The sequence below is a fragment of the Mycobacterium sp. SMC-14 genome (genome assembly GCF_046250075.1).
Taxonomy (GTDB): domain Bacteria; phylum Actinomycetota; class Actinomycetes; order Mycobacteriales; family Mycobacteriaceae; genus Mycobacterium.
This window is the reverse complement of the sequence record NZ_CP176429.1, coordinates 4,015,364-4,041,895: the sequence shown is the minus strand read 5'-3', so window position 1 is coordinate 4,041,895 and position 26,532 is coordinate 4,015,364. Positions and strand designations below refer to the sequence as shown.

The 26,532-nt window shown below is 66.2% G+C and carries 25 protein-coding genes; 16 read left to right on the top strand and 9 right to left on the bottom strand.

Annotated elements, in window-relative coordinates; translation table 11 throughout:
* The first annotated feature begins 7 nt into the window (after positions 1–7).
* The gene (locus ACKY0W_RS19245; protein ID WP_409435387.1) at positions 8–1,555 is read left to right on the top strand and encodes an acyl-CoA synthetase; all 1,548 of its coding nucleotides are present in this window, start codon (positions 8–10) and stop codon (positions 1,553–1,555) included.
* Here ACKY0W_RS19245 and ACKY0W_RS19240 read toward each other — a convergent pair.
* Complete coding sequence (locus ACKY0W_RS19240; protein WP_409435386.1) at positions 1,552–2,277, bottom strand: acetoacetate decarboxylase family protein; 726 nt, start codon at positions 2,275–2,277, stop codon at positions 1,552–1,554. The two genes, ACKY0W_RS19245 and ACKY0W_RS19240, sit on opposite strands and share 4 nt — an antisense overlap.
* A 40-nt stretch (positions 2,278–2,317) precedes the next feature.
* Between ACKY0W_RS19240 and ACKY0W_RS19235 the strand changes: the two genes are divergently transcribed.
* Positions 2,318–3,535: a cytochrome P450 gene (locus ACKY0W_RS19235; RefSeq protein WP_409437855.1), complete on the top strand. Its 1,218-nt coding sequence runs from the start codon at positions 2,318–2,320 to the stop codon at positions 3,533–3,535.
* Positions 3,536–3,556: 21 nt separating this feature from the next.
* Here the strand turns inward: ACKY0W_RS19235 and ACKY0W_RS19230 are convergent, their stop codons facing one another.
* The 3 genes from ACKY0W_RS19230 to ACKY0W_RS19220 all read right to left on the bottom strand — a co-directional run bounded on the left by ACKY0W_RS19230 (position 3,557) and on the right by ACKY0W_RS19220 (position 6,350).
* A complete protein-coding gene (locus ACKY0W_RS19230) occupies positions 3,557–4,441 on the bottom strand; it encodes a hypothetical protein (RefSeq protein WP_409435385.1) in 885 nt (294 codons plus the stop codon).
* A gap of 134 nt (positions 4,442–4,575) precedes the next feature.
* Complete coding sequence (locus ACKY0W_RS19225) at positions 4,576–5,550, bottom strand: NAD-dependent epimerase/dehydratase family protein (RefSeq protein WP_409435384.1); 975 nt, start codon at positions 5,548–5,550, stop codon at positions 4,576–4,578.
* Complete coding sequence (locus ACKY0W_RS19220; RefSeq protein ID WP_406759661.1) at positions 5,550–6,350, bottom strand: crotonase/enoyl-CoA hydratase family protein; 801 nt, start codon at positions 6,348–6,350, stop codon at positions 5,550–5,552. Before ACKY0W_RS19220 ends, ACKY0W_RS19225 begins: the two co-directional genes overlap by 1 nt.
* A gap of 69 nt (positions 6,351–6,419) precedes the next feature.
* Here ACKY0W_RS19220 and ACKY0W_RS19215 point away from each other — a divergent pair, with 69 nt between their 5' ends.
* Both ACKY0W_RS19215 and ACKY0W_RS19210 read left to right on the top strand, forming a co-directional pair.
* Positions 6,420–8,072 (top strand): acyl-CoA synthetase, encoded by a 1,653-nt coding sequence (locus ACKY0W_RS19215; protein WP_409435383.1) that lies wholly within the window; start codon positions 6,420–6,422, stop codon positions 8,070–8,072.
* A gap of 62 nt (positions 8,073–8,134) precedes the next feature.
* Positions 8,135–9,550, top strand: coding sequence for a WS/DGAT/MGAT family O-acyltransferase (locus tag ACKY0W_RS19210; protein ID WP_409435382.1), 1,416 nt, complete (start codon positions 8,135–8,137; stop codon positions 9,548–9,550).
* 3 nt (positions 9,551–9,553) lie between these two features.
* Here the strand turns inward: ACKY0W_RS19210 and ACKY0W_RS19205 are convergent, their stop codons facing one another.
* Together ACKY0W_RS19205 and ACKY0W_RS19200 are read right to left on the bottom strand one after the other, a co-directional pair.
* Positions 9,554–11,107: a succinic semialdehyde dehydrogenase gene (locus tag ACKY0W_RS19205; RefSeq protein WP_409435381.1), complete on the bottom strand. Its 1,554-nt coding sequence runs from the start codon at positions 11,105–11,107 to the stop codon at positions 9,554–9,556.
* 42 nt (positions 11,108–11,149) lie between these two features.
* Positions 11,150–11,899, bottom strand: a complete 750-nt coding sequence (locus ACKY0W_RS19200; RefSeq protein WP_409437854.1) for a hypothetical protein — start codon at positions 11,897–11,899, stop codon at positions 11,150–11,152.
* Between the two features lie 161 nt (positions 11,900–12,060).
* Here ACKY0W_RS19200 and ACKY0W_RS19195 point away from each other — a divergent pair, with 161 nt between their 5' ends.
* Both ACKY0W_RS19195 and ACKY0W_RS19190 read left to right on the top strand, forming a co-directional pair.
* Positions 12,061–12,495 (top strand): DUF6636 domain-containing protein, encoded by a 435-nt coding sequence (locus tag ACKY0W_RS19195; RefSeq protein WP_409435380.1) that lies wholly within the window; start codon positions 12,061–12,063, stop codon positions 12,493–12,495.
* A 52-nt stretch (positions 12,496–12,547) separates the two neighbouring features.
* Positions 12,548–13,042, top strand: a complete 495-nt coding sequence (locus tag ACKY0W_RS19190; RefSeq protein ID WP_409435379.1) for a ricin-type beta-trefoil lectin domain protein — start codon at positions 12,548–12,550, stop codon at positions 13,040–13,042.
* A 27-nt stretch (positions 13,043–13,069) separates the two neighbouring features.
* Here the strand turns inward: ACKY0W_RS19190 and fadD17 are convergent, their stop codons facing one another.
* A complete protein-coding gene (gene fadD17 / locus ACKY0W_RS19185) occupies positions 13,070–14,587 on the bottom strand; it encodes a long-chain-fatty-acid--CoA ligase FadD17 (protein ID WP_409435378.1) in 1,518 nt (505 codons plus the stop codon).
* A gap of 29 nt (positions 14,588–14,616) precedes the next feature.
* Here fadD17 and ACKY0W_RS19180 point away from each other — a divergent pair, with 29 nt between their 5' ends.
* The gene (locus ACKY0W_RS19180; protein WP_409435377.1) at positions 14,617–15,117 is read left to right on the top strand and encodes a nuclear transport factor 2 family protein; all 501 of its coding nucleotides are present in this window, start codon (positions 14,617–14,619) and stop codon (positions 15,115–15,117) included.
* A 69-nt stretch (positions 15,118–15,186) separates the two neighbouring features.
* Here ACKY0W_RS19180 and ACKY0W_RS19175 read toward each other — a convergent pair whose 3' ends face one another.
* Both ACKY0W_RS19175 and ACKY0W_RS19170 read right to left on the bottom strand, forming a co-directional pair.
* On the bottom strand, positions 15,187–16,284 hold the full coding sequence (locus tag ACKY0W_RS19175; protein WP_409435376.1) for an acyl-CoA dehydrogenase family protein: 1,098 nt from the start codon (positions 16,282–16,284) through the stop codon (positions 15,187–15,189).
* Positions 16,285–16,319: 35 nt separating this feature from the next.
* Positions 16,320–17,498 carry an acyl-CoA dehydrogenase family protein gene (locus ACKY0W_RS19170; protein WP_406759652.1) on the bottom strand — a complete coding sequence of 393 codons (1,179 nt, stop codon included), beginning with the start codon at positions 17,496–17,498 and terminating at the stop codon, positions 16,320–16,322.
* A gap of 193 nt (positions 17,499–17,691) precedes the next feature.
* Between ACKY0W_RS19170 and ACKY0W_RS19165 the strand changes: the two genes are divergently transcribed.
* The 9 genes from ACKY0W_RS19165 to ACKY0W_RS19125 all read left to right on the top strand — a co-directional run bounded on the left by ACKY0W_RS19165 (position 17,692) and on the right by ACKY0W_RS19125 (position 26,530).
* On the top strand, positions 17,692–17,886 hold the full coding sequence (locus ACKY0W_RS19165; protein ID WP_024442226.1) for a ferredoxin: 195 nt from the start codon (positions 17,692–17,694) through the stop codon (positions 17,884–17,886).
* A gap of 79 nt (positions 17,887–17,965) precedes the next feature.
* Positions 17,966–18,877, top strand: a complete 912-nt coding sequence (locus tag ACKY0W_RS19160; protein WP_409435375.1) for a 3-oxoacyl-ACP reductase — start codon at positions 17,966–17,968, stop codon at positions 18,875–18,877.
* A 240-nt stretch (positions 18,878–19,117) separates the two neighbouring features.
* A complete protein-coding gene (locus tag ACKY0W_RS19155; protein WP_046286802.1) occupies positions 19,118–19,882 on the top strand; it encodes an ABC transporter permease in 765 nt (254 codons plus the stop codon).
* Positions 19,879–20,721, top strand: a complete 843-nt coding sequence (locus tag ACKY0W_RS19150) for an MlaE family ABC transporter permease (RefSeq protein WP_406759650.1) — start codon at positions 19,879–19,881, stop codon at positions 20,719–20,721. The genes ACKY0W_RS19155 and ACKY0W_RS19150 overlap by 4 nt, the downstream gene beginning before the upstream one ends.
* Before the next feature lie 12 nt (positions 20,722–20,733).
* Positions 20,734–21,933: an MCE family protein gene (locus ACKY0W_RS19145; RefSeq protein ID WP_409435374.1), complete on the top strand. Its 1,200-nt coding sequence runs from the start codon at positions 20,734–20,736 to the stop codon at positions 21,931–21,933.
* On the top strand, positions 21,933–22,970 hold the full coding sequence (locus tag ACKY0W_RS19140; protein ID WP_409435373.1) for an MCE family protein: 1,038 nt from the start codon (positions 21,933–21,935) through the stop codon (positions 22,968–22,970). Before ACKY0W_RS19145 ends, ACKY0W_RS19140 begins: the two co-directional genes overlap by 1 nt.
* On the top strand, positions 22,957–24,015 hold the full coding sequence (locus ACKY0W_RS19135) for a virulence factor Mce family protein (protein ID WP_409437853.1): 1,059 nt from the start codon (positions 22,957–22,959) through the stop codon (positions 24,013–24,015). The genes ACKY0W_RS19140 and ACKY0W_RS19135 overlap by 14 nt, the downstream gene beginning before the upstream one ends.
* Positions 24,012–25,346: an MCE family protein gene (locus ACKY0W_RS19130; protein ID WP_409435372.1), complete on the top strand. Its 1,335-nt coding sequence runs from the start codon at positions 24,012–24,014 to the stop codon at positions 25,344–25,346. The genes ACKY0W_RS19135 and ACKY0W_RS19130 overlap by 4 nt, the downstream gene beginning before the upstream one ends.
* Positions 25,343–26,530 (top strand): MCE family protein, encoded by a 1,188-nt coding sequence (locus ACKY0W_RS19125; RefSeq protein WP_409435371.1) that lies wholly within the window; start codon positions 25,343–25,345, stop codon positions 26,528–26,530. The genes ACKY0W_RS19130 and ACKY0W_RS19125 overlap by 4 nt, the downstream gene beginning before the upstream one ends.
* The last annotated feature ends 2 nt before the right edge of the window (positions 26,531–26,532 follow it).

The window sequence follows — 26,532 nt, the reverse complement described above, 5'->3', positions numbered from 1 at the left end:
TGGCCGAATGAGCGAAGCCGGCCTGTGGACCATTGCCCGTGACACCCCCGACGCCGCCGCAGTGGTCGACGTCCATGGGGGTCAGCTGACCTACGGGGAGCTGGCAGCCCGCGCGGACCGCTACGGACGCGGCCTACAGGCGATGGGCCTGGAGCCCGGCGACGTGCTGGTGATGGTGCTGCCGAACATCGTCGACACGCTCGCGGTGTATTTCGCCGCCATGCAGACCGGGCTCTACATCGTGGCCATCAACTGGCACCTGACCGGTCCGGAGATCGGCTACATCCTCTCCGACAGTGGCGCGAAAGTTGTTGTTGCCCACGAGCGATTCGCGGAGGCTTCCAAGATCGCCGCGGACGAGGCCGGTCTGCCCGCGGCTGGGCGTTTCGCGGTCGGCGAGATCGAGGGGTTCGCCCCGCTGTCCACGCTGGGAGCGGGCGAAGAGGGCCGGCCCGATGTGCGCACCATGGGTGCGGCGATGCTCTACACCTCCGGCACCACCGGTAAGCCCAAGGGCGTCAAGCGTCCGCTGACCGGCGCCGACCCCGACGCGGTGCCGGTTGCCTCGGCCGGCTTCTTCGCGCTGTATGACCTGTTGCCGTTCGACAATCACGTGCACATCTGTGGCTCGCCGCTGTATCACACTGCGGTGCTGAACTTCTCGTCGATCTCCATCCAACTGGGCCACAAGGTGGTGCTGATGGACAAGTGGGATCCCGAAGAGATGCTGTCGCTGATCGACCAGCACAAGGTCACCCACAGCCACATGGTGCCCACCCAGTTCCGTCGGCTGTTGGCGCTGCCCGCCGAGGTGCGCGAGCGCTACGACATGTCTTCCCTGCGCAACATGATTCACGGCGCGGCGCCGTGCCCGCCCGAGGTCAAGCGTCAGATGTTGGACTGGTGGGGTCCGGTGATCACCGAGTACTACGCCGCCACCGAGGGCGGCGGCACCAAGATCAGCGGCGCCGAGTGGCTGACCCACCCGGGCTCGGTGGGTAAGGCCTGGCCGTATTCGGTGGTCAAGGTGCTCGACGACGAAGGCAATGAGCTGCCGGCCGGCGAGGTCGGCACCGTCTACATGCAGATGGGCGGCTCCACCTTCGCCTACCACAACGACAAGAAAAAGACCGAGGAAAACCGTGCCGGTGACCTGTTCACCGTCGGTGACGTCGGCTACCTCGATGAGGACGGCTACCTGTATCTGCAGGACCGCAAGACCAACATGATCATCTCCGGCGGGGTCAACGTCTACCCTGCCGAGATCGAGAACGAGCTGATCATTCACCCGAAGGTGCTGGACGTCGCGGTGTTCGGGGTGCCCGACGAGGACTGGGGCGAGGCGATCAAGGCCGTTGTCCAGCCGGCCGAGGGTGTGGTGGGCGATGACGCGCTGACCGCCGAGCTGATGGAGTACGCGGCGGCACGGCTGGCGAAGTTCAAGCTGCCCAAGAGCATTGACTACATCGCCGAGATGCCGCGCGACCCCAACGGCAAGCTCTACAAGCGCAAGCTGCGCGACCCGTACTGGGAGGGGCGGGACGCCAAGATTTAGGGGCCCACCACCTCGGCATCGCCGAAGGTCATCTCGACGCGGCCCACGGTCGACGACATCATCGGCCGCTTGGGCAGGCCCAGGGCAGCCAGCTCACGCGCATAGGGGTGGGAGCCCAGCCGCAGCGTGGTACCGCCCAGTGACCCGCGTACCTTCGAAATCCGCATCTCCCAAGGGACTTGGCGGGTAACTCCATCGAGATGGCTGAATGCTTGCAGGACCCGTGGCCGGGACGTGAGCAGGCCTGGAACCGGCAGCCCGCGACCGAATTCCATGGTGGCGATGTGCTGGCCGTCCGCGGCGACATCGAAGCCCAATTGCCGGCCGTCGCGAACAGTGAAGTCCGCCATGATCTTCGGGAATCCCCAGATGGTGCGTCCAGCCTCGAGGGTGAACTCCTGGTCGACCGGGAGGTGGTGGATGAACGCGCCTGCGGCGCCCAGTGCGCGCCAGCCACTGGCTTCGGTGCCCGGCGGGTTGACCATCACCGCGGTGCCGAATTCCAGGTAGCGGCCCAGGTCGCCGTCGATGTAGCGGGCCAGCATCAGATTGACCACAGCGTGTCCCGGCTGCTGCTGGAAGACCTGCAGACCGCTGTAGTCGATCATCGCCTGCGCGGCATCCGCGGGCACCGAAAACATTGCGGAATGTACATCCGCATGACGGATACGGACGGGCATGGTAAGCACAGTGCCAGCGATGGTGTGCTGTGAAAGAGCCATGACTCCCACTGTAATCCGGAGGACGCAAATGACCGAGGTAATGGCCGATGCGAAGCCGGCGACCAAGCCGGACGTCGACTTGACGGACGGCACCTTCTACTCCGACGGCGGGGCGCGCGCCGCCTACAAATGGATGCGGGCACACGAACCGGTGTTCCGGGACCGCAACGGCCAGGCCGCCGCAGCCAGCTACGGCGCGGTGATCGACGCCGAGCGCAACGCGGAACTGTTCTCCAACACCGGGGGCATCCGTCCCGACCAGCCGGGCATGCCGTACATGATCGACATGGACGACCCGGAGCACCTGGTGCGACGCAAACTGGTCAACGCCGGCTTCACCCGCAAGCGGGTGCACGCCCAGTTGCCTTCCATCGGGACCCTCTGCGACACGCTGATCGACGCGGTCTGCGAGCGGGGCGAGTGCGACTTCGTCCGCGATATCGCCGCGCCGCTGCCGATGGCGGTGATCGGCGACATGCTCGGGGTACTGCCCGAGGACCGGTCGAAGTTGCTGAAATGGTCGGACGACCTGGTGGCTGGGCAGAGTTCACACCTGGACCCGGAGTCTGCGACGTTTCAGGCGGTCATGGAGGCGTTCGCCGGTTGGACCGAGTTCACCCGAGAGATCATCGTCAAACGTCGGGCCGACCCCACCGACGACCTGTTCTCCGTCCTGGTCAACGCCGAGGTGGACGGTGCCGTGATGACCGACGACGAGATCATCTTCGAGACCCTGCTGATCCTGATCGGCGGCGACGAGACCACTCGTCACACGCTATCCGGCGGAACCGGGGAGTTGATTCGCCACCGGGATCAGTGGGACATGTTGCGGGCCGACTCGAGTCTGCTTCCCGGGGCCATCGAGGAGATGCTGCGCTGGACTTCACCGGTGAAAAACATGTGCCGCACCCTGACCGCCGATACGGAGTTCTACGGCACCGAACTTAAGCAGGGCGAGAAGATCATGCTGCTGTTCGAGTCGGCGAACTTCGACGAGTCGATATTCGATGAACCGGAGCGGTTCGACGTCCAGCGCAACCCCAACAGCCATCTCGCGTTCGGCTTCGGCACCCACTTCTGCATGGGCAATCAGCTGGCCAGGCTGGAGCTTTCGCTGATGACCGAACGGGTGCTGCAGCGGTTGCCGGACCTGCGCCTGGCCGAAGGAGCCGAGGTTCCGCTGCGGCCGGCGAACTTCGTCAGCGGCCCGGAAGCGATGCCGGTGGTGTTCACCCCGAGCAAGCCGGTGCTGGCTTAGTCGTCCTCGCCGAGCGTGTAATCAGTCTGGAAAGTTCGCGGGATTCTCGGTGTCAGTGCACGTTCGGCGAGCCCAGGCATCGCTGACTCGGCCAATGATGCCGCCTTCGGTGTCCTCGCGGGTGATCCGCAGGTCGATCCAGCCAAGACCAGTGACCGTCTCGTGGCGCCGGATGTCCTTGTTGAATTGCCGTGCGCTGGTGCGATGGTGGTCGCCCTCGTAGTCGAGGCCGACTTTGATGTCCTCCCAACCCATATCCAGCACAGCCACCAGTTGTTGCCACTTATCGTAGACCGGGATCTGGGTCTGCGGCGGTGGGAAGCCCGCCCGAATCAGCAAGAGCCGCAACCAGGTTTCGCGGGGCGACTCCGCGCCGGAATCGACGAGCTCCAGCGCCATCCGGGCACGGCGGATGCCCCGGCGGCCGCGGTAGCGCTCGGCCAGTAACTCGACATCGGCAATCTTGAGGCGGGTCGCACGAGCCAGCGCATCGATGGCCGCGACTGCTTTCCCGACTGGGTAGCGGCAGGCGAGGTCTAACGCGGTGCGTGCTGGGGTGGTGACCCGCATACCCTCGATCGGTTGCACCTCGTCGTCCGCTTCCCGGTCGGACCACGTCCGCACGCCTCGGGGCGGACGCCGGCAGTCGAAGAGCAACTCGGCCGGAGCGCGGTCCTCGACCCACTTCGCGCCGTGCAGCGCGGCGGCGGATTGGCCGGCGATAACCCCGCGCCGTCGTGACCACAGCCATGCGGCGCGTGCGCGCAACGCGGCAGTGAGCTCCGTTCCGGCCGGGACGTAGACGTCGGGATGGAGCGCAGTGAATCGGCTGCTCAGCACATATTTCGTCACCTGTGCTGCGGCGACGGCCTCACTGCCCAGGAAGGGTTGGAATGGCTCACCCATGCCGGGAGTCTGCCGATGACCACCGACACAACGCCGAGCGTGCACTCAGAGGAGAAAAATCGCCCGAAAAATCGGGCTGGTTACACGTTCGGCGAGCAGGGAGGCAGAGCGGGCAGGCGACGGGAGACTGCGGGTCAGTGCGCCCGCAGTGACTCGATGATCGCCTCGATCGGTGACCGCCACGCCAGACCCAGATCGGCCAGCGTGGCCGAGTCGTCGGTCGGGGTGGCCGAGGTCAGCAGCCAGGCCGCCTCGTAGCTCAGTGACTCGGGCAGCGGCAGCAGTTTGCTGGCCAGGTCGCTGACTCGTCCGATGCCCTTGAAAACGCTGGGGGCCACCCGGATTCGGCGCACCGGCTTGCCCAGTCCCTGTTCCACCGCGGCGATCATCTCGTCGAAGCTGACCATGATTCCGCCACACAGATAGCGGTGGGGACCGCGGCCGGGCCGCATCAGCGCCTCGTGCACCCGGCCGATGTCGCGAACGTCGACCATCGCCATGCCGCCGCGCACCACCGGTGCCACCCGGTACTTGACGATCGGCGCCCAGCCCCGTTCGGTGACGCCGGGCGCGGTGTGAAACGCCGGGCCGACCACGCTGGAGGGATAGGTGACCACGACCGGTGCGCCCTCGTCCTGCAGCCGGCGGGCCACCCGCTCGCCGTAGGCCTTGGTGCGGGCGTAGGCACTGCGCCCGGGCACGGTGGGCGAGTTGGGGCCGATGACCCCGTCCGGCGGCGGGAACAGCGCGCTGTAGGAACTGACCGACACCACCGGGTCCAGACCTGCGGCCACGGCGCGGGTCAGGATCGCCTCGGTGGCGTAGGCGTTGATGTCCCACATCAACTTTTCCTGGCGGTCGTTGGTGCCGACCACCCCGGCGGCATGTAGCACCGAGTCGCAGCCGTCCAACAGCGCAGCCACCACCGCGGTGTCGCGGATGTCGCCGTCGAGCACCTCGAGCGCACCCAGTTCACGCAACTGGGGAATAACCGGCTCGTCACCGCAGCCCGGGGCGACCAGCAGCCGCACCGAATGCCCGGCTTCCAGCAGTGTCTTGACCGTGTGGGCGCCGAGGTAGCCGGTGCCGCCGGTGACTGCGACCCGCATCAGCGGTTCTTGAACTCCGGCTTGCGCTTCTCGGCGAACGCCCGCGGACCTTCCTTGGCGTCCTCGCTCAAGAACACCTTGATGCCGATCTTGGTGTCGATCTGGAAGGCGTCGTTCTCGTGCAGGCCCTCGGTCTCGTGGATGGTGCGCAGCATCGCCTGCACCGCCAGCGGGCCGTTGTTGTTGATCTGCTCGGCGATCTCCAGGGCCTTGTCCAGCGCGGAACCGTCCGGCACCACGTGGCCGATCAGGCCCATCTCCAGCGCCTCGGCGGCGGTGATGTGGCGACCGGTGAACAGCAGGTCACAGGCCATCGTGTAGGGAATCTGGCGCACCAGCCGCACCGCGGAGCCGCCCATCGGGTACAGGCTCCACTTGGCCTCGGAGATGCCGAACTTCGCGCTTTCACCGGCGATGCGGATGTCGGTGCCCTGCAGGATCTCGGTGCCCCCGGCGATGGCCGGGCCTTCCACCGCGGCGATCAACGGCTTGGTCAGCCGGCGGCCCTTGAGCAGGCCGTCGATACGCGACGGGTCGTAGCTGCCGTCTTTGAACGAGTCGCCGGGTGCCTTCTTGTTGGCTGCCTTGAGGTCCATGCCCGCACAGAAATAACCACCGGCGCCGGTCAGGATGCACGAGCGGATCTCGTCGTCGTTGTCGACGCGGTCCCACGCCTCCACCATGATCGCCAGCATTTCGCCGGAAAGAGCGTTGCGGGCCTCGGGACGGTTCAGCGTGACGATCAGCGTGTGTCCGCGCTGCTCAACGAGGGCGTGGGGCTGTTCTGACGACTCGCTCACCGGCGTCCGCCTTTCCGGGTTGGGACCTCGACTTGAAATCGAAATGTAACACGTTCTAGTTTGTGTGTTGTGGCTCTCAACATCGCCGACTTAGCCGAACACGCCATCGACGCCGTACCGGATCGGGTTGCCCTGATCTGTGGGCCTGATCAGCTGACCTACGGGCAGCTCGAGGAGAAGGCCAACCGGCTGGCTCATTACCTGATCAGTCAGGGCGTCAAGAAGGACGACAAGGTCGGCCTGTACTGCCGCAATCGCAACGAGATCGTCGTCGCGATGCTCGGCATCATCAAGGCCGGCGCCATCCTGGTCAACGTCAACTTCCGCTATGTCGAGGGCGAACTGCGCTACCTGTTCGACAACTCGGACATGGTCGCGGTGGTGCACGAGCGCCAGTACGCCGACCGGGTGGCCAACGTGCTGCCCGACACCCCGCACGTCAAGACCATCCTGGTGGTCGAGGACGGCAGCGATCTGGACTACCAGCGCTACGGCGGCGTGGAGTTCGAGGCCGCACTGGCGCAGAGCTCGCCGGAGCGGGACTTCGGACCGCGCAGCGCCGATGACATCTACCTGCTCTACACCGGCGGCACCACCGGCTTCCCCAAGGGCGTGATGTGGCGTCACGAGGACATCTACCGGGTGCTGTTCGGCGGAACCGACTTCGCCACCGGCGAACCGATCGCCGACGAGTACGACCTGGCCAAGCTGGCTGTCGCCAACCCGCCGATGGTCCGCCACCCGATCCCGCCGATGATCCACGGTGCCACCCAGTCGGCCACCTGGATGTCGCTGTTCAGCGGCCAGACCGTGGTCCTGGCACCGGAATTCGACGCCGACGCGGTATGGCGCACCATCCACGACCACAAGGTCAATCTGCTCTTCTTCACCGGCGACGCGATGGCGCGCCCGCTGCTGGATGCGCTGCTGGCCCATCAGGACGCCGGTAACGAGTACGACCTGTCGTCGCTGTTCCTGCTGGCATCCACCGCGGCACTGTTCAGCCCGAGCATCAAGGAACGCCTGCTGGAGCTGCTGCCCAACCGGATCATCACCGACTCCATCGGGTCCAGCGAGACCGGTTTCGGTGGCACCAGCATCGTCGCCAAGGGCGAAGCGCACACCGGCGGCCCGCGGGTCACGATCGACAAGACCACCGTGGTGCTCGACGACGACGGCAACGAGGTCCAGCCCGGGTCCGGTGTGCGGGGCATCATCGCCAAGCGCGGTCACATCCCGGTCGGCTACTACAAGGACGAGAAGAAGACCGCCGAGACGTTCCGCACCATCAACGGGGTGCGCTACGCGATTCCCGGCGACTTCGCGCAGGTCGAGGCCGACGGCAGCGTCACGATGCTGGGCCGCGGCTCGGTGTCGATCAACTCCGGTGGGGAGAAGATCTACCCCGAAGAGGTCGAGGCCGCCCTCAAGACCCACCCCGACGTCTTCGACGCGCTGGTGGTCGGCGTGCCCGACGCCCGCTACGGCCAGCACGTGGCCGCGGTGGTGCAGGCGCGCGGCGATGCCCGGCCTTCGCTGGATGAGATCAACGCCTGCGCCCGTACCGAGATCGCCGGGTACAAGGTTCCCCGCAGCCTGTGGTTCGTCGACGAGGTGAAGCGTTCCCCGGCCGGCAAACCCGACTACCGCTGGGCCAAAGAGCAGACCGAGGCTCGTCCCGCCGACGAGGTGCATGCCAAGCACGTGGCGGCAGAGAGCTAACTCACCGAATTTTTGGTGCAGAGCTGCCCTCGACGGAACGCTCTGCGGGCTAGTCTCTGTCGATGCAGCGACTTTCGGGCGTCGACGCGGCGTTCTGGTCTGCCGAAACGGCGGGCTGGCATATGCACATCGGTGGGTTGGCGATCTGCGACACCACCAATGCGCCGAACTACAGCTTTGAGCGGGTTCGCCAGCTGTTGATTGAGCGATTACCGCAACTGCCGCAGCTGCGCTGGCGGGTCAGCCCTTCGCCAATGGGGCTGGACCGGCCGTGGTTCGTCGAAGACGAGCACCTCGACATCGACTTCCACCTGCGGCGTATCGGCGTTCCCGCGCCGGGCGGGCGGCGTGAGGTCGAAGAGCTGGTGGGCCGGCTGATGTCCTACAAGCTGGACCGCTCCCGCCCGTTGTGGGAGATGTGGGTCATCGAAGGCGTCAGCGGCGGCCGGGTCGCGACGCTGACCAAGATGCATCACGCGATCGTCGACGGTGTCTCAGGCGCAGGACTGTTCGAGATCATGCTGGACATCACGCCGGAGCCGCGGCCGCCACTACCGGAGGCGATCGGATCGTCGAACGGAGCCGTCATCCCCAGCTACGAGCGCCGGGTCGTCGAGGAATTGGTCAACGTCGCGGTCAAGACGCCGTACCGCATCGGCCGGCTGCTGCAGCAGACCGTCCGCCAGCAGATCGCCACTGTCGGACTGGGACTTCCCCGCAAACCACCGCGCTACTTCGACGCCCCGGTGACCCGATTCAACGCCAGCGTCTCGCCGCACCGGCGGATCAGCGCCGCCCGGGTCGAGCTGGCCCGGATCAAGGCAGTCAAGGACGCCTACGGGGTCAAGCTCAATGATGTCGTGCTCGCCATGGTCGCCGGCGCGGTTCGGCAGTACCTCGGCGAGCGCGGCGAACTGCCGGACAAGCCGCTCGTCGCCCAGATCCCGGTGTCGACCCGCACCGAAGAGAGCCAGGGCGAGGTCGGCAACAAGGTCAGCTCGATGACGGTGTCGATGGCGACCGACGTCGAGGGAGCAGCCCAGCGGCTCAAATCGATTCACGCCAGCACTCAGAGTGCCAAACAGATGGCCAAGGCGTTGTCGGCGCACCAGATCATGGGTCTGACCGACACCACCCCGCCGGGGCTGTTGCAGCTGGCCGCCCGTGCCTACACCGCGACCGGGCTGTCGAACCGGCTGGCCCCGATCAACCTGGTGGTCTCCAACGTGCCGGGTCCGCCGATTCCGATCTACATGGCCGGAGCGGAACTGGAGTCACTGGTGCCGCTCGGCCCGCCGGTCATGGACGTGGCGCTGAACATCACCTGCTTCTCCTACCGCGACCATCTCGACTTCGGATTCGTGACCACGCCGGAGGTCGCCGAGGACATCCACAAGATGGCCGACGGGATCGAGCCGGCGCTGGCCGAGTTGGAGCGCGACATCGACCGGGGGAAGAACCGCACCGGCCGGCGCTGACCGCTAACGCCCGGGCAGCGCCTGCACCACGCGGATCATCGGGGTCAGCATCTTCTGCCACAGCGGGCCGGAAATCCCCAGCGGCGGGTCCAGATTCAGGATCCGGGCGGTGGAGACCGTCTGCGATTCGGTGTACTTGAGGATCCCGTCGGCACCGTGGCGGCGGCCTACCCCGGAGGCTTTCATGCCGCCCATCGGCGCGGCGACGCTGCCGAAGGCCAGGGCGTAACCCTCGTCGACATTGACCGTGCCGGACTTGATCCGCGCGGCGATCGCCTCACCCTGGGACTTGCTGGCGGCCCACACGCTGGCGTTCAGCCCGTATTCGGTGTCGTTGGCCTTGGCGATGGCCTCTTCGACGCTGTCGACGGGGTAGATGGAGACGACCGGGCCGAACGTCTCGTTGCGCCCGCACTCCATCTCGTCGGTGACATCGGTCAGCACGGTCGGCTCGTAGAACAGCGGCCCGATGTCGGGGCGGGCATTTCCGCCGGCGATGACCTTGGCGCCCTTGGCCTTCGCGTCGTCGACGTGGTTGGAGATGGTCTTGATCTGGTCTTCGGAGATCAAGCTGCCCATGTCGGCGGTGAAGTCGTAGGCGGCCGAGAGCTGCATGGCGCGCACCTGCTCGGCGAACTTCGCGGCGAACTCGTCCGCGACATCGCGCTCGACGTAGATCCGCTCGATCGAGATGCACAACTGCCCGGCGTTGGAGAAGCAGGCGCGGGTGGCGGCTTTCGCGACCTCCGACAGGTTGGCGCCCTTGGTGACGATCATCGGGTTCTTGCCGCCCAGTTCGGCGGAGAAGCCGATCAGCCGGGAACCGCATTGCTCGGCCAGGGTGCGGCCGGTGGCGCTGGAGCCGGTGAACATCAGGTAGTCGCACTGCTGCACGATCGCGGTCCCGACCACCGACCCCGGGCCGGGCACCACCGCGAACAGGTCGCGCGGCAGGCCGGCCTGATACAGCAGTTCGGCGTTGGCCAGCGTGCAGTACGGGGTCTGGCTGTCCGGCTTGACCACCACCGCGTTGCCCGCCAGCAGTGCGGGGATGGCGTCGGAGATCGACAGCGTCATCGGGTAGTTCCACGGCGCGATCACGCCCACCACGCCCTTGGGGTGGTGGTTGACCACGGTCTTGACGACGGCGGGCAGCAGCCCCGGCACCCGCTTGGAGGCCAGCAACTTGGTGGCCTGGCGCGCGTAGTAGCGCGCGTTGAGCATGATGTCGAGGATCTCTTCCTGGGCAGCCGAACGTGCCTTGCCGGTCTCGGCCTGGCAGACGTCCATCAGGAAGTCCCGGTTGGCGATCACCAGATCGCGGTAGCGCTCGATGATCGCGCTGCGCTCCTTGACACCGCGCGCCGCCCAGATGCGCTGGGCCGCGCGGGCCTTGGCGAATGCCGCCGTCACGTCCTCGGCGTTGCCGACCGGGATGGTGGTCAGCGGCTTGCCGGTGAAGACCTCGTCGATGGTCTTCGACTGCCGCGCGTCGATGTCATCGATGGCGGACAGTTGGCGCAGCCGGTCGAAGTCTGCGGCGGATGGGGCGGGCATGGTGAACTCCTACTGGCGGGTAACACGTGGTTAGCGGCCAACCTACCCCGCGCAGCGGCCACCCGGTAGCTCGGCGGCATGGGCACTGAGCCACTGGGTCATCTGGTTGAGCGCCGCGATCCCGGATCCGAAGCTGCCGTCTTTGGGCTCGGCGGCCAGCGCCACCGCGAGCGACCCGGCCGGCGTGCCGACGATGCCGAACTGCCGCACCAGATACCCGCTGCCCTGGCCGGGACCCCAGCCGCCCTTGGTCGGCGCGCCGATGCTGGCCAGCCCCCAGCGCTGGTCGGGAACGGTGTTGCGCATCAAGCTGTAGACGGGCGCGGCGGCGGGCATGCACGGCAGATGGGCGGCGAACACCGCTTGACGAGCCAGCGGCCACTGCGTCTGGCCGAAGGCGCTGAATTCGGGACGCAGCCGTCGGGATTCGACCGCGGTGCCGGTGTCTCCGCCGGCCCGCAGAACGGCCTGCACCTGCTGGGCGGCCTGGGGCGCCGGCCCCAGCGAGGACCACAACTGCTCGGCGGCATCGTTGTCGGATGCCGTGACGGCCTTGGCGGCCAGGTCCTGGGCGTTCGGGCGGTTGGCGTGCAGCGCCGCGATGGCCAGCGGGACCTTGATGGTCGACCAGGCGACGCCGTTCTGCAGGGAACCGAGCGTGCCTACCTGGTTCTGGCCGACCGGGGCATAGGCGATGCCGACGTTGGCCGGGATGGTGTTGGCCAGCTGCGCGAAGCTGGTCTGTAACGGCTCTGCGGTGGCGGGGGAGGCCAGGGCCAGGGGGAGGGCCATGACGGTGGCCAGGACTGCGACGAGCACGCGGCGGGCAGCAGGCATTGATTCAGTATTGCGCGCCGGGTGGCCGGAATGGGGGCGGCGCGGCGGGTGGCCGCTGAGGTGAATCATCGGACGAAATCGCGTACTTTTTTCCCGCACGCGGATATCGTCGCGGCATGCGACCTTCCGTCGGCGCCATCGCGGTAGCAACCGCGGCTCTGACCTCAGTGATTATCGGCGGTGCCCCTGCGGTCACCGCCCAGCCGGACATGCACTTCTTCGAGTCCCCCAGCGGAAACATCGCATGCCTGGCGGATTCGGACTCGGTTCGCTGCGACATTCAGGACCGTGATTGGTCGCCGCCGCCGCGACCGTTGGACTGTGCCAGCCAGACCGGGTACGGGCAGGGCATCGTGCTCGAGGTCCACGGCAAGCCCAAGTTCGTCTGCGGCGGCGACACCACCTTCGGTGGTGACGCCCGCGTCCTGCAATACGGCGATCGTGACGCGACGACCGCCTACACCTGTGTCAGCGAGAAGTCCGGTATCCGCTGCGAAAACCGTGACGACCACGGATTCGCGATCAGTCGCCAGTCCTACGAACTGTTCTGATCGCGGTTGGTTGCGGCGCTCGGTGGCCGGCGCCAAACAGAGGGAGCGAACAATGCATCGGCTGCAGCGAATGGGCGGAGTCGGTCGGGTTTTTGCCGTGGTCGCCGCGGTGCTGTGCGTCGCGGTGGGGATCGCTGGTGTGGCGGCCGCCGACGACACCGTCCGACTGAGCAGTCGGCTGGGCGATTTCTGTCTCGACGCTCCCGGAGCGGACTACTTCACCGCGGTGGTGATCAACCCCTGCGAGGACTCTGACTCCCAGCGCTGGTATCGCAACGGCCGGCAGCTGCAGAACGTCGCCTTCCCGGGCGGATGCCTGATCAATCCGGCGGTCACTGTGAATCCGTCGGGCGAAGGTATGTTCGCGCACCTCGGTCCATGTGTCGCAATGGCGCCCCAGAACTGGAACGTCGACCCGAATGGCCAGGTGAAAAACGACACGGGCTGGTACTGCCTCACAGTCCTCGGCGGACCAGGGCCGGGAACGTGGGTCTCCGCCCGCTACTGCAACGGCGATCCGAATCAAGGCTGGGACGTCATCTCCTGACCCGGCTGGCAGGGGGTCGGACTGCCGCTACCGCGAGATCCGGAACACCGGATCGGCGCACCCGGTGCCCTCGGCGGTCAACACCCGCTTGAGCACCTTGAACGTCTCGGTGCGCGGCAATTCCTCGGCCACCCGCACATACGACGGCCACTGCTTGGGTCCCAGGTCGGGCTGCTCGGCAAGGAACGCCTGAAACTCGTCGGCGTCGAACGAGGTCCCTCGGGCCAAGACCAGCGCGGCCATCACCTGATCACCGACCGTGGGGTCCGGGATGGGATACACCGCGACCTGCGCGACGGCATTGTGGCGCAGCAGGATCCGCTCGATCGGTGCGGTGCCCAGGTTCTCGCCGTCCACCCGCATCCAGTCGCCGAGCCGGCCGGCGAAGTAGGCGTAGCCGGCTTCGTCCCGATAGGCCAAATCGCCGGAGTGGTAAATCCCGCCGGCCATCCGCTGCGCCTCGGCCTCGGGATCGCGGTAGTAGCCGCGGAATTGGCCGCGCCCACTGGCATTCACCAACTCGCCGACCACCCCGGGCGGACACTGCACGCCGGTCTCGACGTCGATGATGGTGTTCCCGTCGATCAGCGGCCCCAGCGCGCCGGCCGGGGTGTCCGGAGTGCGTCCGATCGCCACCCCGCCCTCGGTGGAACCGAAGGCGTCGATCACCGTGCACCCGAACCGAGCCGCGAAGCGCTCCAGGTCCCGGGGTGCACCCTCGTTGCCGTAGAGCAGTCGCAACGGGTTGTCGGCGTCGTCGGGCTGTGCCGGAGTGGCCAGCACGTACGACAGCGGTTTGCCCACGTAGTTGGCGTAGGTTGCGCCGAAGCGGCGCACGTCGGGAATGAACCCCGAAGCGGAGAACTTGCGGCGCAACGCGATCGACGCGCCGGCGGCCACCGCCACCGACCAGCCCGCCATCACCGCGTTGGAGTGAAACAGCGGCATCGACAGATAGCAGACATCCGAGGTTCCCAGGCCGAACCGCTGCGAGAGCATCAGCCCCGGGAACGCCGCCTTCCACTGGGTGCAGCGCACCGCCTTCGGGTCACCGCTGGTGCCCGAGGTGAAGATCAGCATGAACAGCTCGTCGGGGCCGGCCTGCCGGAAGGTCACCGGTGTGTCGGCATGACCGGCCAATTCCGATTGCCACGAGGGTGATTCGACATCGATCATGCCGGGAACCGTGACGTCGGTGGTGTTGTCGGCCAGCACCAGCTGGCAATCCGCATGGGCTACGTCGCGCTCCAGGGCCGCGCCCCGGCGGGTGGGGTTCAAGCCCACCGGCACGATGCCGGTCAGCGCCGCCGCCACCAGCATCATCGAGAAGAACGGCGTATTGCCCAGCAACACACCGACATGCGGTGGCTTGTCCGGATCGAGCCGGGACCGCAGCGCAGCACCGAGCCGGGCGCCCGCCGTGATGTGGTCTCGCCAGCTGACGAACGTGTCCTCGTAGAAGACACCGCGATCGTCCACCTCGGCCAGCGCGGCCAGCATCGCTGTGACGGTGGACTGTTCGTCAATTTGGGTGGGTGCTGACATGGTGATCAGATTAGTGTTGCAATAGAGCGGTGACTGACTTCGACGCCATAGCAGCCCTGAAAACCATCGCCGACATCGACGCCATCAAGGGAGTCAAGTACCGCTACATGCGGGCATTGGACACCAAGCACTGGGACGACTTCGCAGCCACCCTGGCCGAGGACGTCACCGCCGCCTACGGCCAGTCGATGGGCAGCAAGCACACCTTCGCCGACCGTGACTCGCTGGTGGAATTCATGCGGAACTCGCTTCCCGGCAACGTCATCACCGAGCACCGCGTCAACCATCCCGAGATCACCCTCACCGGCCCGGACACCGCCACCGGTATCTGGTACCTGCAAGACCGCGTGATTGTGCCCGACGTCAACCTGATGCTGATCGGGGCGGGTTTCTATCACGACACCTACCGCCGCACCTCCGACGGCTGGAAGCTCAGCCACACCGGCTACGACCGGACCTACGACGCCACCGTGGCCCTGACGGACCTGCCCGGGTTCAAGGTGACGTTCGGAGATGCGCTGAACCGCTGACGTACCCCCGCCCGCTAGGTACATGGCGGCGACCCGCGGCGCGTGACTTCGTCGCGCTTGCGATCGCCGCTAGGCCGGGGTTTCGGCCAGTTCGCGGCCGATCGCCAGCAGCGCTCCGGTGGCGCCGCCAAGCGCGAATTCAGTCTGCTTGGCGGCCAGGAAGTAGCGGTGGATCGGGTGGTCGATGTCGATGCCGACCCCGCCGTGAATGTGGACGATGCTGTGCGCCACCCGGTGACCGGCCTCGGCCGCCCAGAATGCGGCGGTGGCCACCTGGGTGGTCGCGGGCAGACCCTCACTGATCCGCCACGCCGCCTGGGTCAGCGTCAGGCGCAGCCCCTTGACGTCGATGTAGCCGTCGGCCAGCCGCTGCGACACCGCCTGGAAGCTGCCGATCGGCTTGTCGAACTGCTCGCGCTCGCGGGCGTATTCGGCAGTCAGGGCCAGGCCGCGCTCCAGGACGCCCAGCTGGTAGGCGCTGTGGCCCAGGGCCGCCACGCTGATCAGGTGGTCGAGTACGTCGGCGCCGCCGACCAGGCGACCGGCCTCCACCGTGACCCCGGACAGCTCCAGATGGCCAACGCTGCCCCGTCCGGTGGTGGCCAGCGAGGTCACCGTCACGCCAGGGTCGGAGGCGGCGATCAGGAACACCGCTGCGCCGGAATCGGTTTCGGCCGCCACCAGGAAGGCGTCAGCGATCGAAGCGAAACCGACCTGGGTGCGGGTGCCGGTGAGGCGGTAGCCGCCGTCGGCCGTCGCCGCCCGGACCGGGCCCTCGCCCATGTCGCCGTCGAGGGCGACGGTGAGGATCTTCTCGCCGGCCACGGCCGGGACGCCCCAGGCCTGCTGCAGTTCGGCTGAGCCGAACTTGGCCAGCGTCTCGGCGGCCAGCACCACCGACTCCAGGTAGGGCACCGCGGCCAGTTGACGGCCGAGTGCGGTCAGGATCGCCGTCTGCTCGAGCACGCCGAAACCACCGCCGCCCAGCGACTCGCTCGCCGCACTGGACACGACGTCGGCGTCGATCAGCTTGCGCCACAGCTCGGTGTCGAAGCGCTGCTCCAACGCGTCGAGCTCACGCTGGCGCTCCGGCGTGCACACCGCGTCCACGATGGTGCTGACCAGACCCGAAAGGTCGTCAGATGCTTCGGTAGTGGTGAAGTCCATGGGTACTTGCCTCCAAAGTCCTTGGGGTAATTGGGTCAGCGGTTACGGGGCAGGCCCAGGGCGACCATGCCGATGATGTCGCGCTGCACCTCGTTGGTGCCGCCGCCGAACGTCAGGATCAAGCAGGCCCGGTGCATCCGCTCCACCCGGCCGCGCAGCAGTGCGCCGGGGGAGTCCTGGCGCACGGTGGCGGCGGTGCCGAGCACCTCCATCAGCAGGCGGTAGGCCTCGGTGGCCAACTCGGTGCCGAACACCTTCGCCGCCGAGGCGTCCGCCGGGGACGGCGCAGCCTTGTCAGTTGAGGCCAGCTCCCAGTTGATCAGCTTGAGCACTTCGGCCTTGGCCAGCACCCGGGCCAGGTTGAGCTGAACCCACTGTGAGTCGATGATCCGGTTGCCGTGGGCGTCTTTGGTGTTCTGCGCCCATTCGCGGACCTCTTCGAGAGCCAGCAGGATGGGCTGCGCCGAGACCAGGGCAACGCGCTCGTGGTTGAGCTGGTTGGTCACCAGCTTCCAGCCCGCGTGCTCTTCGCCGACCAGGCTGGTCACCGGCACCCGCACGTCCTGGTAGTAGGTGGCGCTGGTGTCCGGGCCGGCCATGGTGTGGACCGGGGTCCACGAGAAACCCTCGGCGGTGGTGGGCACGATCAGCATTGAAATCCCGCGGTGCTTCTTGGCTTCCGGGTTCGTCCGTGCCGCCAGCCACACGTAGTCGGCGTAGGCGATCAGCGACGTCCACATCTTCTGGCCGTTGATCACGTAGTCGTCGCCGTCACGGACCGCGGTGGTGCGCAGCGAGGCCAGGTCGGTGCCGGCGCCCGGCTCGGAGTAGCCGATCGCGAAGTGCAGCTCGCCGGCGGCGATCTTGGGCAGGAAGAACTTCTTCTGCTCTTCGGTGCCGAACGCCATGATCGTCGGCGCGACGCTGTTGATGGTCAGGAACGGCACCGGGGCACCGGCGATCGCGGCCTCGTCGGTGAAGATCAGCTGCTCCATCGGCGAACGCGCCTGGCCGCCGTACTCCTTCGGCCAGCTCAGCGTCAGCCAACCGTCGTGCCCCATCTGGGCCACGGTCTCGCGGTAGACGTTGCCGGTGCCGTACTCGCCCTGGGTCGAGCTGAGGGCTTCACGACGCTCCGGCGTCATCAGCGTGGTGAAGTAGGACCTCAGTTCGCTGCGCAGCTCTTCTTGGGCCGGCGTGTAGCTGATCTGCATCAGGGGAGTCCTTCGCTGGTGATCGGTGTCACGATAAGATTCTGGTTCGACAGCCCGTTGTAACACGTTCTAGTCCCGGGGTCCAACGGCCCTAGCGGCTCGTGTGGGAACGCTGTCGGATCGTATGGTGACACTAGTGGATGACGGCGGCCGGAAACGCTCGGTCGGCGCAGGGCTTTTACAGGAGAATGTCATGCGAGTTGAGGTAGATCTGGATCGTTGCGAAGGCAACGCGATTTGCGTCGGAATCGACCCCGACCTGTTCGATCTGAACGATGACGAGCAGGCAGAGGTGAAACTCGCCCCGGTCCCCGCCGACCGGGAAGCCCACGCTGAGCAGGCCATCGCCGAGTGCCCGCGGGCCGCGCTGCGCCGCGTCGACGACTAGCCTCCCCCTAACAACGACTAGAGGTATTCATAACCGCCGGTGACGATGAGTGCGCCGGTGACGCAAAGGAGCGGCGTACATGACTGACAACGCGATCGATCTGACCGGCAAGGTCGCAGTGGTGACCGGCGCAGCCGCCGGCCTTGGCCGAGCTGAGGCGATCGGGTTGGCCCGCTCCGGGGCGACGGTGGTCGTGAACGACATCGCTCCGGCGCTGGAGTCCTCCGACGTCATCGAAGAGATCGCCGCGGCCGGCGGTAAGGGCGTGCCGGTGGCCGGTGACATCAGCCAGCGGTCCACCGCCGACGAGCTCGTCAGCACCGCCGACGGGCTGGGCGGGCTGAACATCGTCGTCAACAACGCCGGGATCACCCGCGACCGGATGTTGTTCAACATGTCTGACGACGACTTCGATGCTGTTATCGCAGTGCACCTTCGTGGACACTTCCTTTTGACCCGCAACGCGGCCGCCTACTGGCGTCAGAAGGCCAAGGACTCCGAAGGTGCCGTGTACGGCCGCATCATCAACACCTCTTCAGAGGCCGGCCTCATGGGTCCGGTCGGGCAGGCTAACTATGGCGCGGCCAAGGCGGGGATCACCGCGCTGACGCTCTCGGCTAGCCGGGCGCTGAGCCGCTACGGCGTCTCTGCCAACGCGATCTGCCCGCGGGCCCGCACCGCGATGACCGCCGATGTGTTCGGTGACGCCCCGGAAGGCGCTGCGGGAGATGTCGACCCCTTGTCGCCCGAGCACGTGGTGACCTTGGTCCGGTTCCTGGCATCCCCGGCCTCGGCTGCGGTCAGCGGTCAGGTTTTCGTGGTCTACGGACCTGAGGTAACCCTGATGGCCGCGCCGACCGTCGAACGTAAGTTCAGCGCCGATGGGCAGGCGTGGGATCCGGCCGGACTGTCCGACACGCTGGCCAATTACTTCGCCGGCCGCGATCCGGCGCGGACTTTCTCGGCGTCCGAACTGATGTCCGGCGATTAGAACAAAATTAGAACGCGTTATAGCGAGGCGTGGGTCACAATGCACTGTGACCAGGGCGGATATCTCAGGAATCTCGCTGAAACGTGTCCTTTGACACTGAGAACGTGTTCTAGTTAGTATGATCCGGCTCACGTGAGGCGGCGTCTGAATTGCACGAATGACGCCGATCGCACGAGGTTGCCGGATACAGTTTTGCGACCACCGATGCCCCGGAAGCCCGACCTGAGGGAAGGACGTGTCTTGATCGAACAACTCACGGTTCCGGCTCGGGCCGTGGGCGGGTTCGTTGAGATGTCCCTGGAGACGTTCCGGGCCATGTTTCGCAGGCCCTTCCAGTACCGCGAATTCCTCGACCAGACCTGGATGATCGCCCGGGTGTCGCTGCTGCCGACGGTGCTGGTCGCGATCCCATTCACCGTGCTGGTGGCGTTCACCCTCAACATCCTGCTGCGTGAGATCGGCGCTGCCGACCTGTCCGGCGCCGGTACCGCGTTCGGCACCATCACCCAGCTGGGCCCGGTGGTGACCGTGCTCGTGGTGGCCGGCGCAGGCGCGACCGCCATCTGTGCTGACCTGGGTGCTCGCACCATCCGCGAAGAGATCGACGCGATGCGGGTGCTCGGTATTGACCCGATCCAGCGGCTGGTGGTACCTCGGGCCCTGGCGTCGACGTTCGTCGCATTGCTGCTCAACGGGTTGGTGTGTGCGATTGGTCTGGTCGGCGGCTATGTGTTCTCGGTCTTTCTGCAGGGCGTCAACCCCGGTGCCTTCATCAACGGGCTGACCGTGCTCACCGGGCTCGGCGAGCTGGTGATGGCCGAGATCAAGGCGCTGCTGTTCGGCACGGCAGCCGGCCTGATCGGCTGTTACCGCGGACTGACCGCCAAGGGCGGCCCTCAGGGCGTAGGCAACGCGGTCAATGAGACCGTCGTCTATGCCTTTATTTGTCTGTTCGTCATCAACGTCGTCATGACCGCGATCAGCGTCCGGGTGTTGGTGAAATGAGTTACGACGCCACGTTGCGGTTCCGGCGGCTGTTTCGCGGACTGCCCAAGGCCGTCGACAACTTCGGCGAGCAGGCGCTGTTCTACGCCGAATCGATCCGGTACGTCCCCAACGCGCTGACCCGGTACCGCAAGGAAACCGTCCGGCTGATCGCCGAGATCACCATGGGAACCGGCGCGCTCGCCATCATCGGGGGCACGGTGGGGGTGGCCACCTTCCTCACCCTGGCCTCCGGTGGCGTGATCGCGGTGCAGGGCTTCTCGTCGCTGGGCAACATCGGCATCGAGGCGTTGACCGGCTTCTTGTCGGCGTTCCTCAACGTGCGGATCGTGGCGCCGGTGGTTGCCGGGATCGCACTGGCCGCCACCATCGGGGCCGGCACCACCGCCCAGCTCGGCGCCATGCGCGTCGCCGAAGAGATCGACGCCGTCGAATCGATGGCAGTACATGCGGTGTCCTATTTGGTGTCCACGCGTTTGGTGGCAGGTCTGATCGCGATCATCCCGCTGTATTCCCTGTCAGTGCTGGCCGCGTTCTTCGCTGCCCGGTCCACCACGGTGTTCATCAACTCGCAGTCACCGGGCCTCTACGACCACTACTTCGACACCTTCTTGATCCCCACAGATCTACTGTGGTCCTTCCTGCAGGCGATCATCATGTCGATCGCGGTGATGCTGGTACACACCAACTACGGCTTCAACGCGGCCGGCGGCCCCGTCGGCGTGGGCATCGCGGTCGGTCAAGCCGTGCGGACCTCACTGGTCGTCGTCGTCGTCATTACGCTGTTCGTTTCACTTGCCGTCTACGGCGGCTCCGGCAACTTCAACCTCTCGGGATAGCAGGGATCAAGCGTGGACACGGGATCGAGGCGTACCCAGGTACGGATTGCTGCGGCAGTCCTCGGTGCGATCTTGCTTGCCGCCACCGTGTTCACCTACCTGTCCTACGTGTCGGTCTTCAGCTCCACCGACAAGGTCACCGTCACCTCACCGCGCGCCGGCCTGGTGATGGAGCAGGATGCCAAGGTCAAGTACCGCGGGATCCAGGTCGGCAAGGTCAAGTCGATCAAGTACCAGGGTGACCAGGCCAAGCTCCTGCTGTCCATCGACAGCTCCGCGATGCATCAGATCCCGTCGAACGCAGCGGTTCACATTGCCGGCAATACCATCTTCGGGGCCAAGTCGGTGGAGTTCGTTCCGCCGCCGGTGCCCTCGGGTGCGACGCTGCGCAACGGCGCGAACGTTCAGGCGTCCGACGTGCAGCTGGAAGTCAACACGCTGTTCCAGAAGCTGACAAACCTGCTGGACAAGATCGACCCGGTTCAGCTCAACGGGTCGGTCAGCGCGCTGGCCGAAGGATTGCGGGGCAACGGCGACAACCTGGGCGGGCTGCTGTCGGGGCTGAACAGCTACCTCGGAAAGCTCAATCCGAAACTGCCCCAGCTGCAGTCGGGCTTCGCCAAGACCGCGATCGTCGGCAACATCTACGGAGATGCCGCCCCGGACCTTGCGACGACCTTCGACAACATCCCGACGATCAGCAAGACGCTGGTCGACCAGCGGGAGAACCTGAGCAAGGCGCTGCTGGCAACGACCGGACTGGCCAACAATGGTTACGACACCTTCGCTCCAGCGGCCGACGATTTCATCGCCGGTGTCCAGCGCTTCCGCGCCACGAGCAGCCTGTTGGCCGAGTACTCCCCGGAGTTCGGCTGCCTGTTCAAGGGAATTCAGAAGGCCCTCGAGCGTTTCGGCCCGTCGCTGGGTGGCACCAAGCCGGCGCTGTACGTGCAGTCCAGCTTCATCCCGGGCGCACCGGCCTACACCTACCCGGAGAGCCTGCCGGTGGCCAACGCGACCGGTGGACCTAACTGCCGCGGCTTGCCGGACATCCCCAGCAAGCAGTACGGCGGCTCCTGGTTCCGCTCACCGTTCCTGGTGACCGACAGTGCCTACATCCCGTTCCAGCCCAACACCGAGGTCCAGTTCGACGCACCCTCCACCGCGCAGTTCCTCTTCAACGGCGCCTTCGCGGAACGGGATGAATACTGATGAACTCGCGCGGCACGCTGATCAAGGTCACCGTCTTCACCATCGCCATGCTGCTGGTGTCGGCCGGTCTGGTGGTGGTGTTCGGCGAGTTCCGCTTCGCCTCGAATCACACCTACCACGCGGATTTCTCCAACGCCTCCCGGCTCAAAGGCGGCGAGGACGTGCGGATCGCCGGCATCCCAGTGGGCACGGTGAAACGCGTCGAGTTGACGCCGGACAACAACGTCAGTGTCACCTTCGACCTCGACAAGCGCTACCAGCTCTACGACTCGACCCGCGCGGTGATCCGGTACGAGAACCTGGTCGGTGACCGGTACCTGGAGATCGCCTCGGGCGCCGGCGAAATGCGTAAGCTGCCGCCCGGCAGCACGATCGCACGGGACCACACCCAGCCGGCCTTGGACCTCGACGCGCTGCTGGGCGGGATGCGTCCGGTGCTCAAGGGGCTGGACGGCAAGAAGATCAACGAGATCAGCAGCGCGCTCATCGAGCTGCTGCAGGGTCAGGGTGGTGCGCTGTCGCAGATGCTGGCCAGCACCAGTTCGTTCACCACCACGCTGGCCTCCCGTGACCAGCTGATCGGCGACGTGATCAACAACCTGAACACGGTGCTGACCACTGTCGACGACAAGAGCGAGCAGTTCGACGCCACCGTCGACCGACTGCAGCAGCTGATCACCGGTCTGGCGCAGGGCAAGGATGCGATCGCCGGGGCTATCGGCCCGCTGTCCTCCGTGGAGAACGACCTCGCCGACACGCTGCGCCGCACCCGGCGGCCGCTGCAGGGCGTGATCGAGAACGCGCGGCCGCTGGCTACCGTTCTGGACAAGCGCAAGCAAGAGCTGAACGACGTCATCGACCCGTTGGAAGAGAACTACCTGCGGCTCAACGCGCTGGGCGCCTACGGCTCCTTCTTCAACATCAACTACTGCACAGTCGCGCTGAAATTCAACGGTCCGGCCGGCAGTGACATCACCTTGCCGATGGGTGGCCAGAACGACACGAGCAAGGGGAGGTGCTCTCCTGTCAAAAATTGACGGCGTAAACCCGGTTCGCACGGGTCTGCTGGGCATCGCACTTGTGGCCTGCCTGGTCTTGGTGTCGTTCGGTTACACCAGCTTGCCGTTCTGGCCGCAAGGCAAGACGTATCATGGCTATTTCGCCGATGCCGGTGGCATCATCCCCGGTAACGACGTGACGGTGTCCGGGATCCGGGTGGGCAAGGTCAAGTCGGTGGCGTTGGCCGGGGCCAGCGCGAAAGTGGACTTCACCGTCGACCGCAAGGTCCGGGTAGGGGATCAGTCGCTGGCCGCCATCCGCACGGATACCGTGCTGGGCGAGAAGGCACTGTCGATCACTCCCGCTGGTGCCGGCTCGGTCACCTCGATCCCGCTCGAACGCACCCGGGCGCCGTACACGCTCAACAACGCGCTGCAAGACCTGGGCGGCGATGCTCGTGATCTCGACAAGCCACGATTCGAAGAGGCCCTGCAGGTGCTCACCGACTCGATGCGCGACGCGACCCCGCAGCTGCGGGGAGCCCTGGACGGCGTCACCGCCCTGTCGCGCAGCATCAACCGCCGCGACGAAGCGTTGGGTCAGCTGCTGACTCACGCCAAGGTGGTTACCGGTGTGCTCAATCAGCGTGCCGACCAAGTCAACCGGCTGGTGCTCGACGGCAACCAGTTGTTTGCTGCCCTCGATGAGCGCCGGCAGGCCCTAGCCGCGCTGATCGGTGGCATCGACGATGTGTCGCAACAGCTTTCCGGATTCGTGACCGATAACGAGAAAGAGATCGGTCCGACCCTGAACAAGCTCAACCTGGTGCTGGACAACATGATCGAGCGCAAAGACCGGATCGCCGGCGCTCTGGAGAGGCTGCCCGGGTACGCCACCACGCTCGGCGAGGTGGTGGCCTCGGGTCCGGGCTTCCAGATCAACCTGTACGGCCTACCACCGCCCACCATGTCGGAGGTCATGGTCGACATGTTCTTCCAGCCCGGCAAGCTCCCCGACAGCCTGGCCGACTACCTGCGCGGGATGATCTCCGAGCGCACGATCATTAAGCCGAAGTCACCATGACGCGCCGAACTTCACGTCTCGTCCTTGCCGGGCTGCTGGCGGTACTGCTGGCCGGCGCCGCATACGTGGTGCTGCCCGCGCAGCGCAGTTACCGCATCACCGGCTACTTCGCCTCGGCGGTGGGCCTCTACCCTGGCGACGACGTCCGGGTGGTTGGGGTCCCAGTGGGGCGCATCGAGTCCATCGAGCCGCGGGCCGAGAACGTCAAGATCACCATGACGGTGAACAAGGACGTTCCGCTGCCCGCCGACGTGCGTGCCGTGTTGATGGCGCCAAATATCGTGTCGGCGCGCGTCATTCAGCTGGCCCCGGCCTACACCGATGGCGAGAAGCTGGCCAACGGTGCGGTGTTGGGCGAAGACCGCACCGCCGTGCCGGTCGAATGGGACGAGGTCAAGCAGGAGCTGACCCAGCTCAGTGCGCAGCTGGGACCCGAGGGGGGCAAGCTCAACGGCGCACTGAGCGCATTCGTCAACCAGGCCGCCGACACCTTCGACGGCAAGGGTGACTCCTTCCGCAACGCCCTGCGCGACCTGTCGGCTACCACCGGCCGGCTCGGGGACTCGCGCACCGACCTGTTCGGGACCGTGAAAAACCTGCAGGTTCTGGTGGACGCGCTGTCGGGCAGCAACGAGCAGATCGTGCAGTTCACCGACCATGTCGCCGGCGTGTCGGCGGTTTTGGCAGACAGCTCGAAGGATCTGGACGTCACACTGGGCACCCTCAACCAGGCATTGCGTGATGTTCGGGGCTTCCTGCACAACAACAACGACGCATTGGTCGCACAGGTCAACAAGCTTGCGGAGTTCACCAAAACACTGTCGGATCAGAGTGAGAACTTCGAGCAGGTTTTGCATATCACCCCGCACGGCCTGGTCAATTTCTACAACATCTACAACCCGGCTCAGGGCACGCTCGCCGGCCTGCTCTCGCTGCCCGACTTCGCCAACCCGGTGCAGTTCATCTGCGGCGGTGTCTTCGACATCGGTTCGGTGCCGGACAACTTCAAGCGGGCAGAGATCTGCAAGGAGCGGATGGGGCCGGTCATGCGTCGCTGGTCGATGAACTTCCTGCCGTTCTTGTTCCACCCGATCAACTCCATAACCGCCTACAAGGGCCAGATCATTTACGACACGCCTGCCACCGAGGCCAAGGCCCAGACTCCGGTGCCCTACCTGAAGTGGCTGCCCGCGCCGGGCGTCACACCGCCGAGCACCGAGGACGTCGCCGCACTGTTCCTGCCGCCGCCTGCGCCGGGGCAGCTGGGCAAGGCGCCCGGCCCGACGGGGCCGGCGCAACCCGGTGCCGGCGCACCACGGGAGGGCGGATGAGCGTGAAGTCTCTTCCCGGCGCGCTGCGACGGGTCGGCAGGCGAGGCGCGGTGCTCGGCGCCGGGGCGCTGGTGTTGTCCGGTTGTCAGTTCGGCGGGCTGAACTCGCTGAACATGCCGGGAACCGCGGGCCACGGCCGCGGTTCCTACAGCATCACGGTGCAACTGCCGGATGTCACTACGCTGCCGCAGAATTCGCCGGTGATGGTCGATGACGTGACCGTCGGCAGCGTCTCTGGCATTCGGGCGGTGCAACAGCCCGACGGCAGCTTCTATGCCGCGGTCAGGCTGTCGCTGGATGGCAATGTGCAGCTGCCGGCCAATGCCACCGCGAAAGTGGCCCAGACCTCGTTGCTGGGTTCCCAGCACATCGAGCTCGCCGAGCCGACCGACCAATCTCCGGTTGGCAGACTCGTCGCTGGCGATGAGATTCCGCTCAGCCGTACCGGGCGCTACCCCAGCACCGAAGAGGTGTTGTCGTCACTGGGTGTGGTGGTGAACCAGGGCAATCTCGGTGCGGTGCAAGACATCACCGAAGAGGCCTATGCCGCGGTCGCCGGTCGGGCCGGTACTTTTGCCGAGCTGGTGCCCCGGCTCGCCGAACTCACGGCGTCGCTGGATCACCAGGCGCGCGACATCATCGCCGCCGCCGATGGTCTGAATCGGGTTGGGGCCACTCTGGCCCGCAGCGCGCCCAGCCTGGCGCGGGCCCTGGACACCATGCCCGCCGCGCTGCAGGTGCTCAACGACAACCGCAGCAATATCGTCGATGCGTTCGGTGCACTGCAGAGATTGGCCGTGGTCGGGTCTCGGATCTTGAGCGAGACCAAGGAGGACTTCACGGCCGACATCAAGGACCTTTACCCGGTCATCAAGGCGTTCGCCGACAACGCCAACGAATTGGTGACGGCGTTCCCGTTCATCCCGACCTTCCCGTTCCCGTCGATGTATCTGCGCAACGCCGTGCGCGGCGACTTCCTCAACGTCTATGTCACCTTCGACATGACCCTGCGGCGCTTCGGCGAAACCGTGTTCACCACCGGCGGTTTCGACCCGAACATGCCGCACATGCATGACGTCCTGAACCCGCCCGACTTCTTGATCGGTGAGATGGCGAACCTGTCCGGACAGGCGGCCGATCCGTTCAAGATCCCGCCCGGAACGGCTGTCCACTATGAGGAATGACC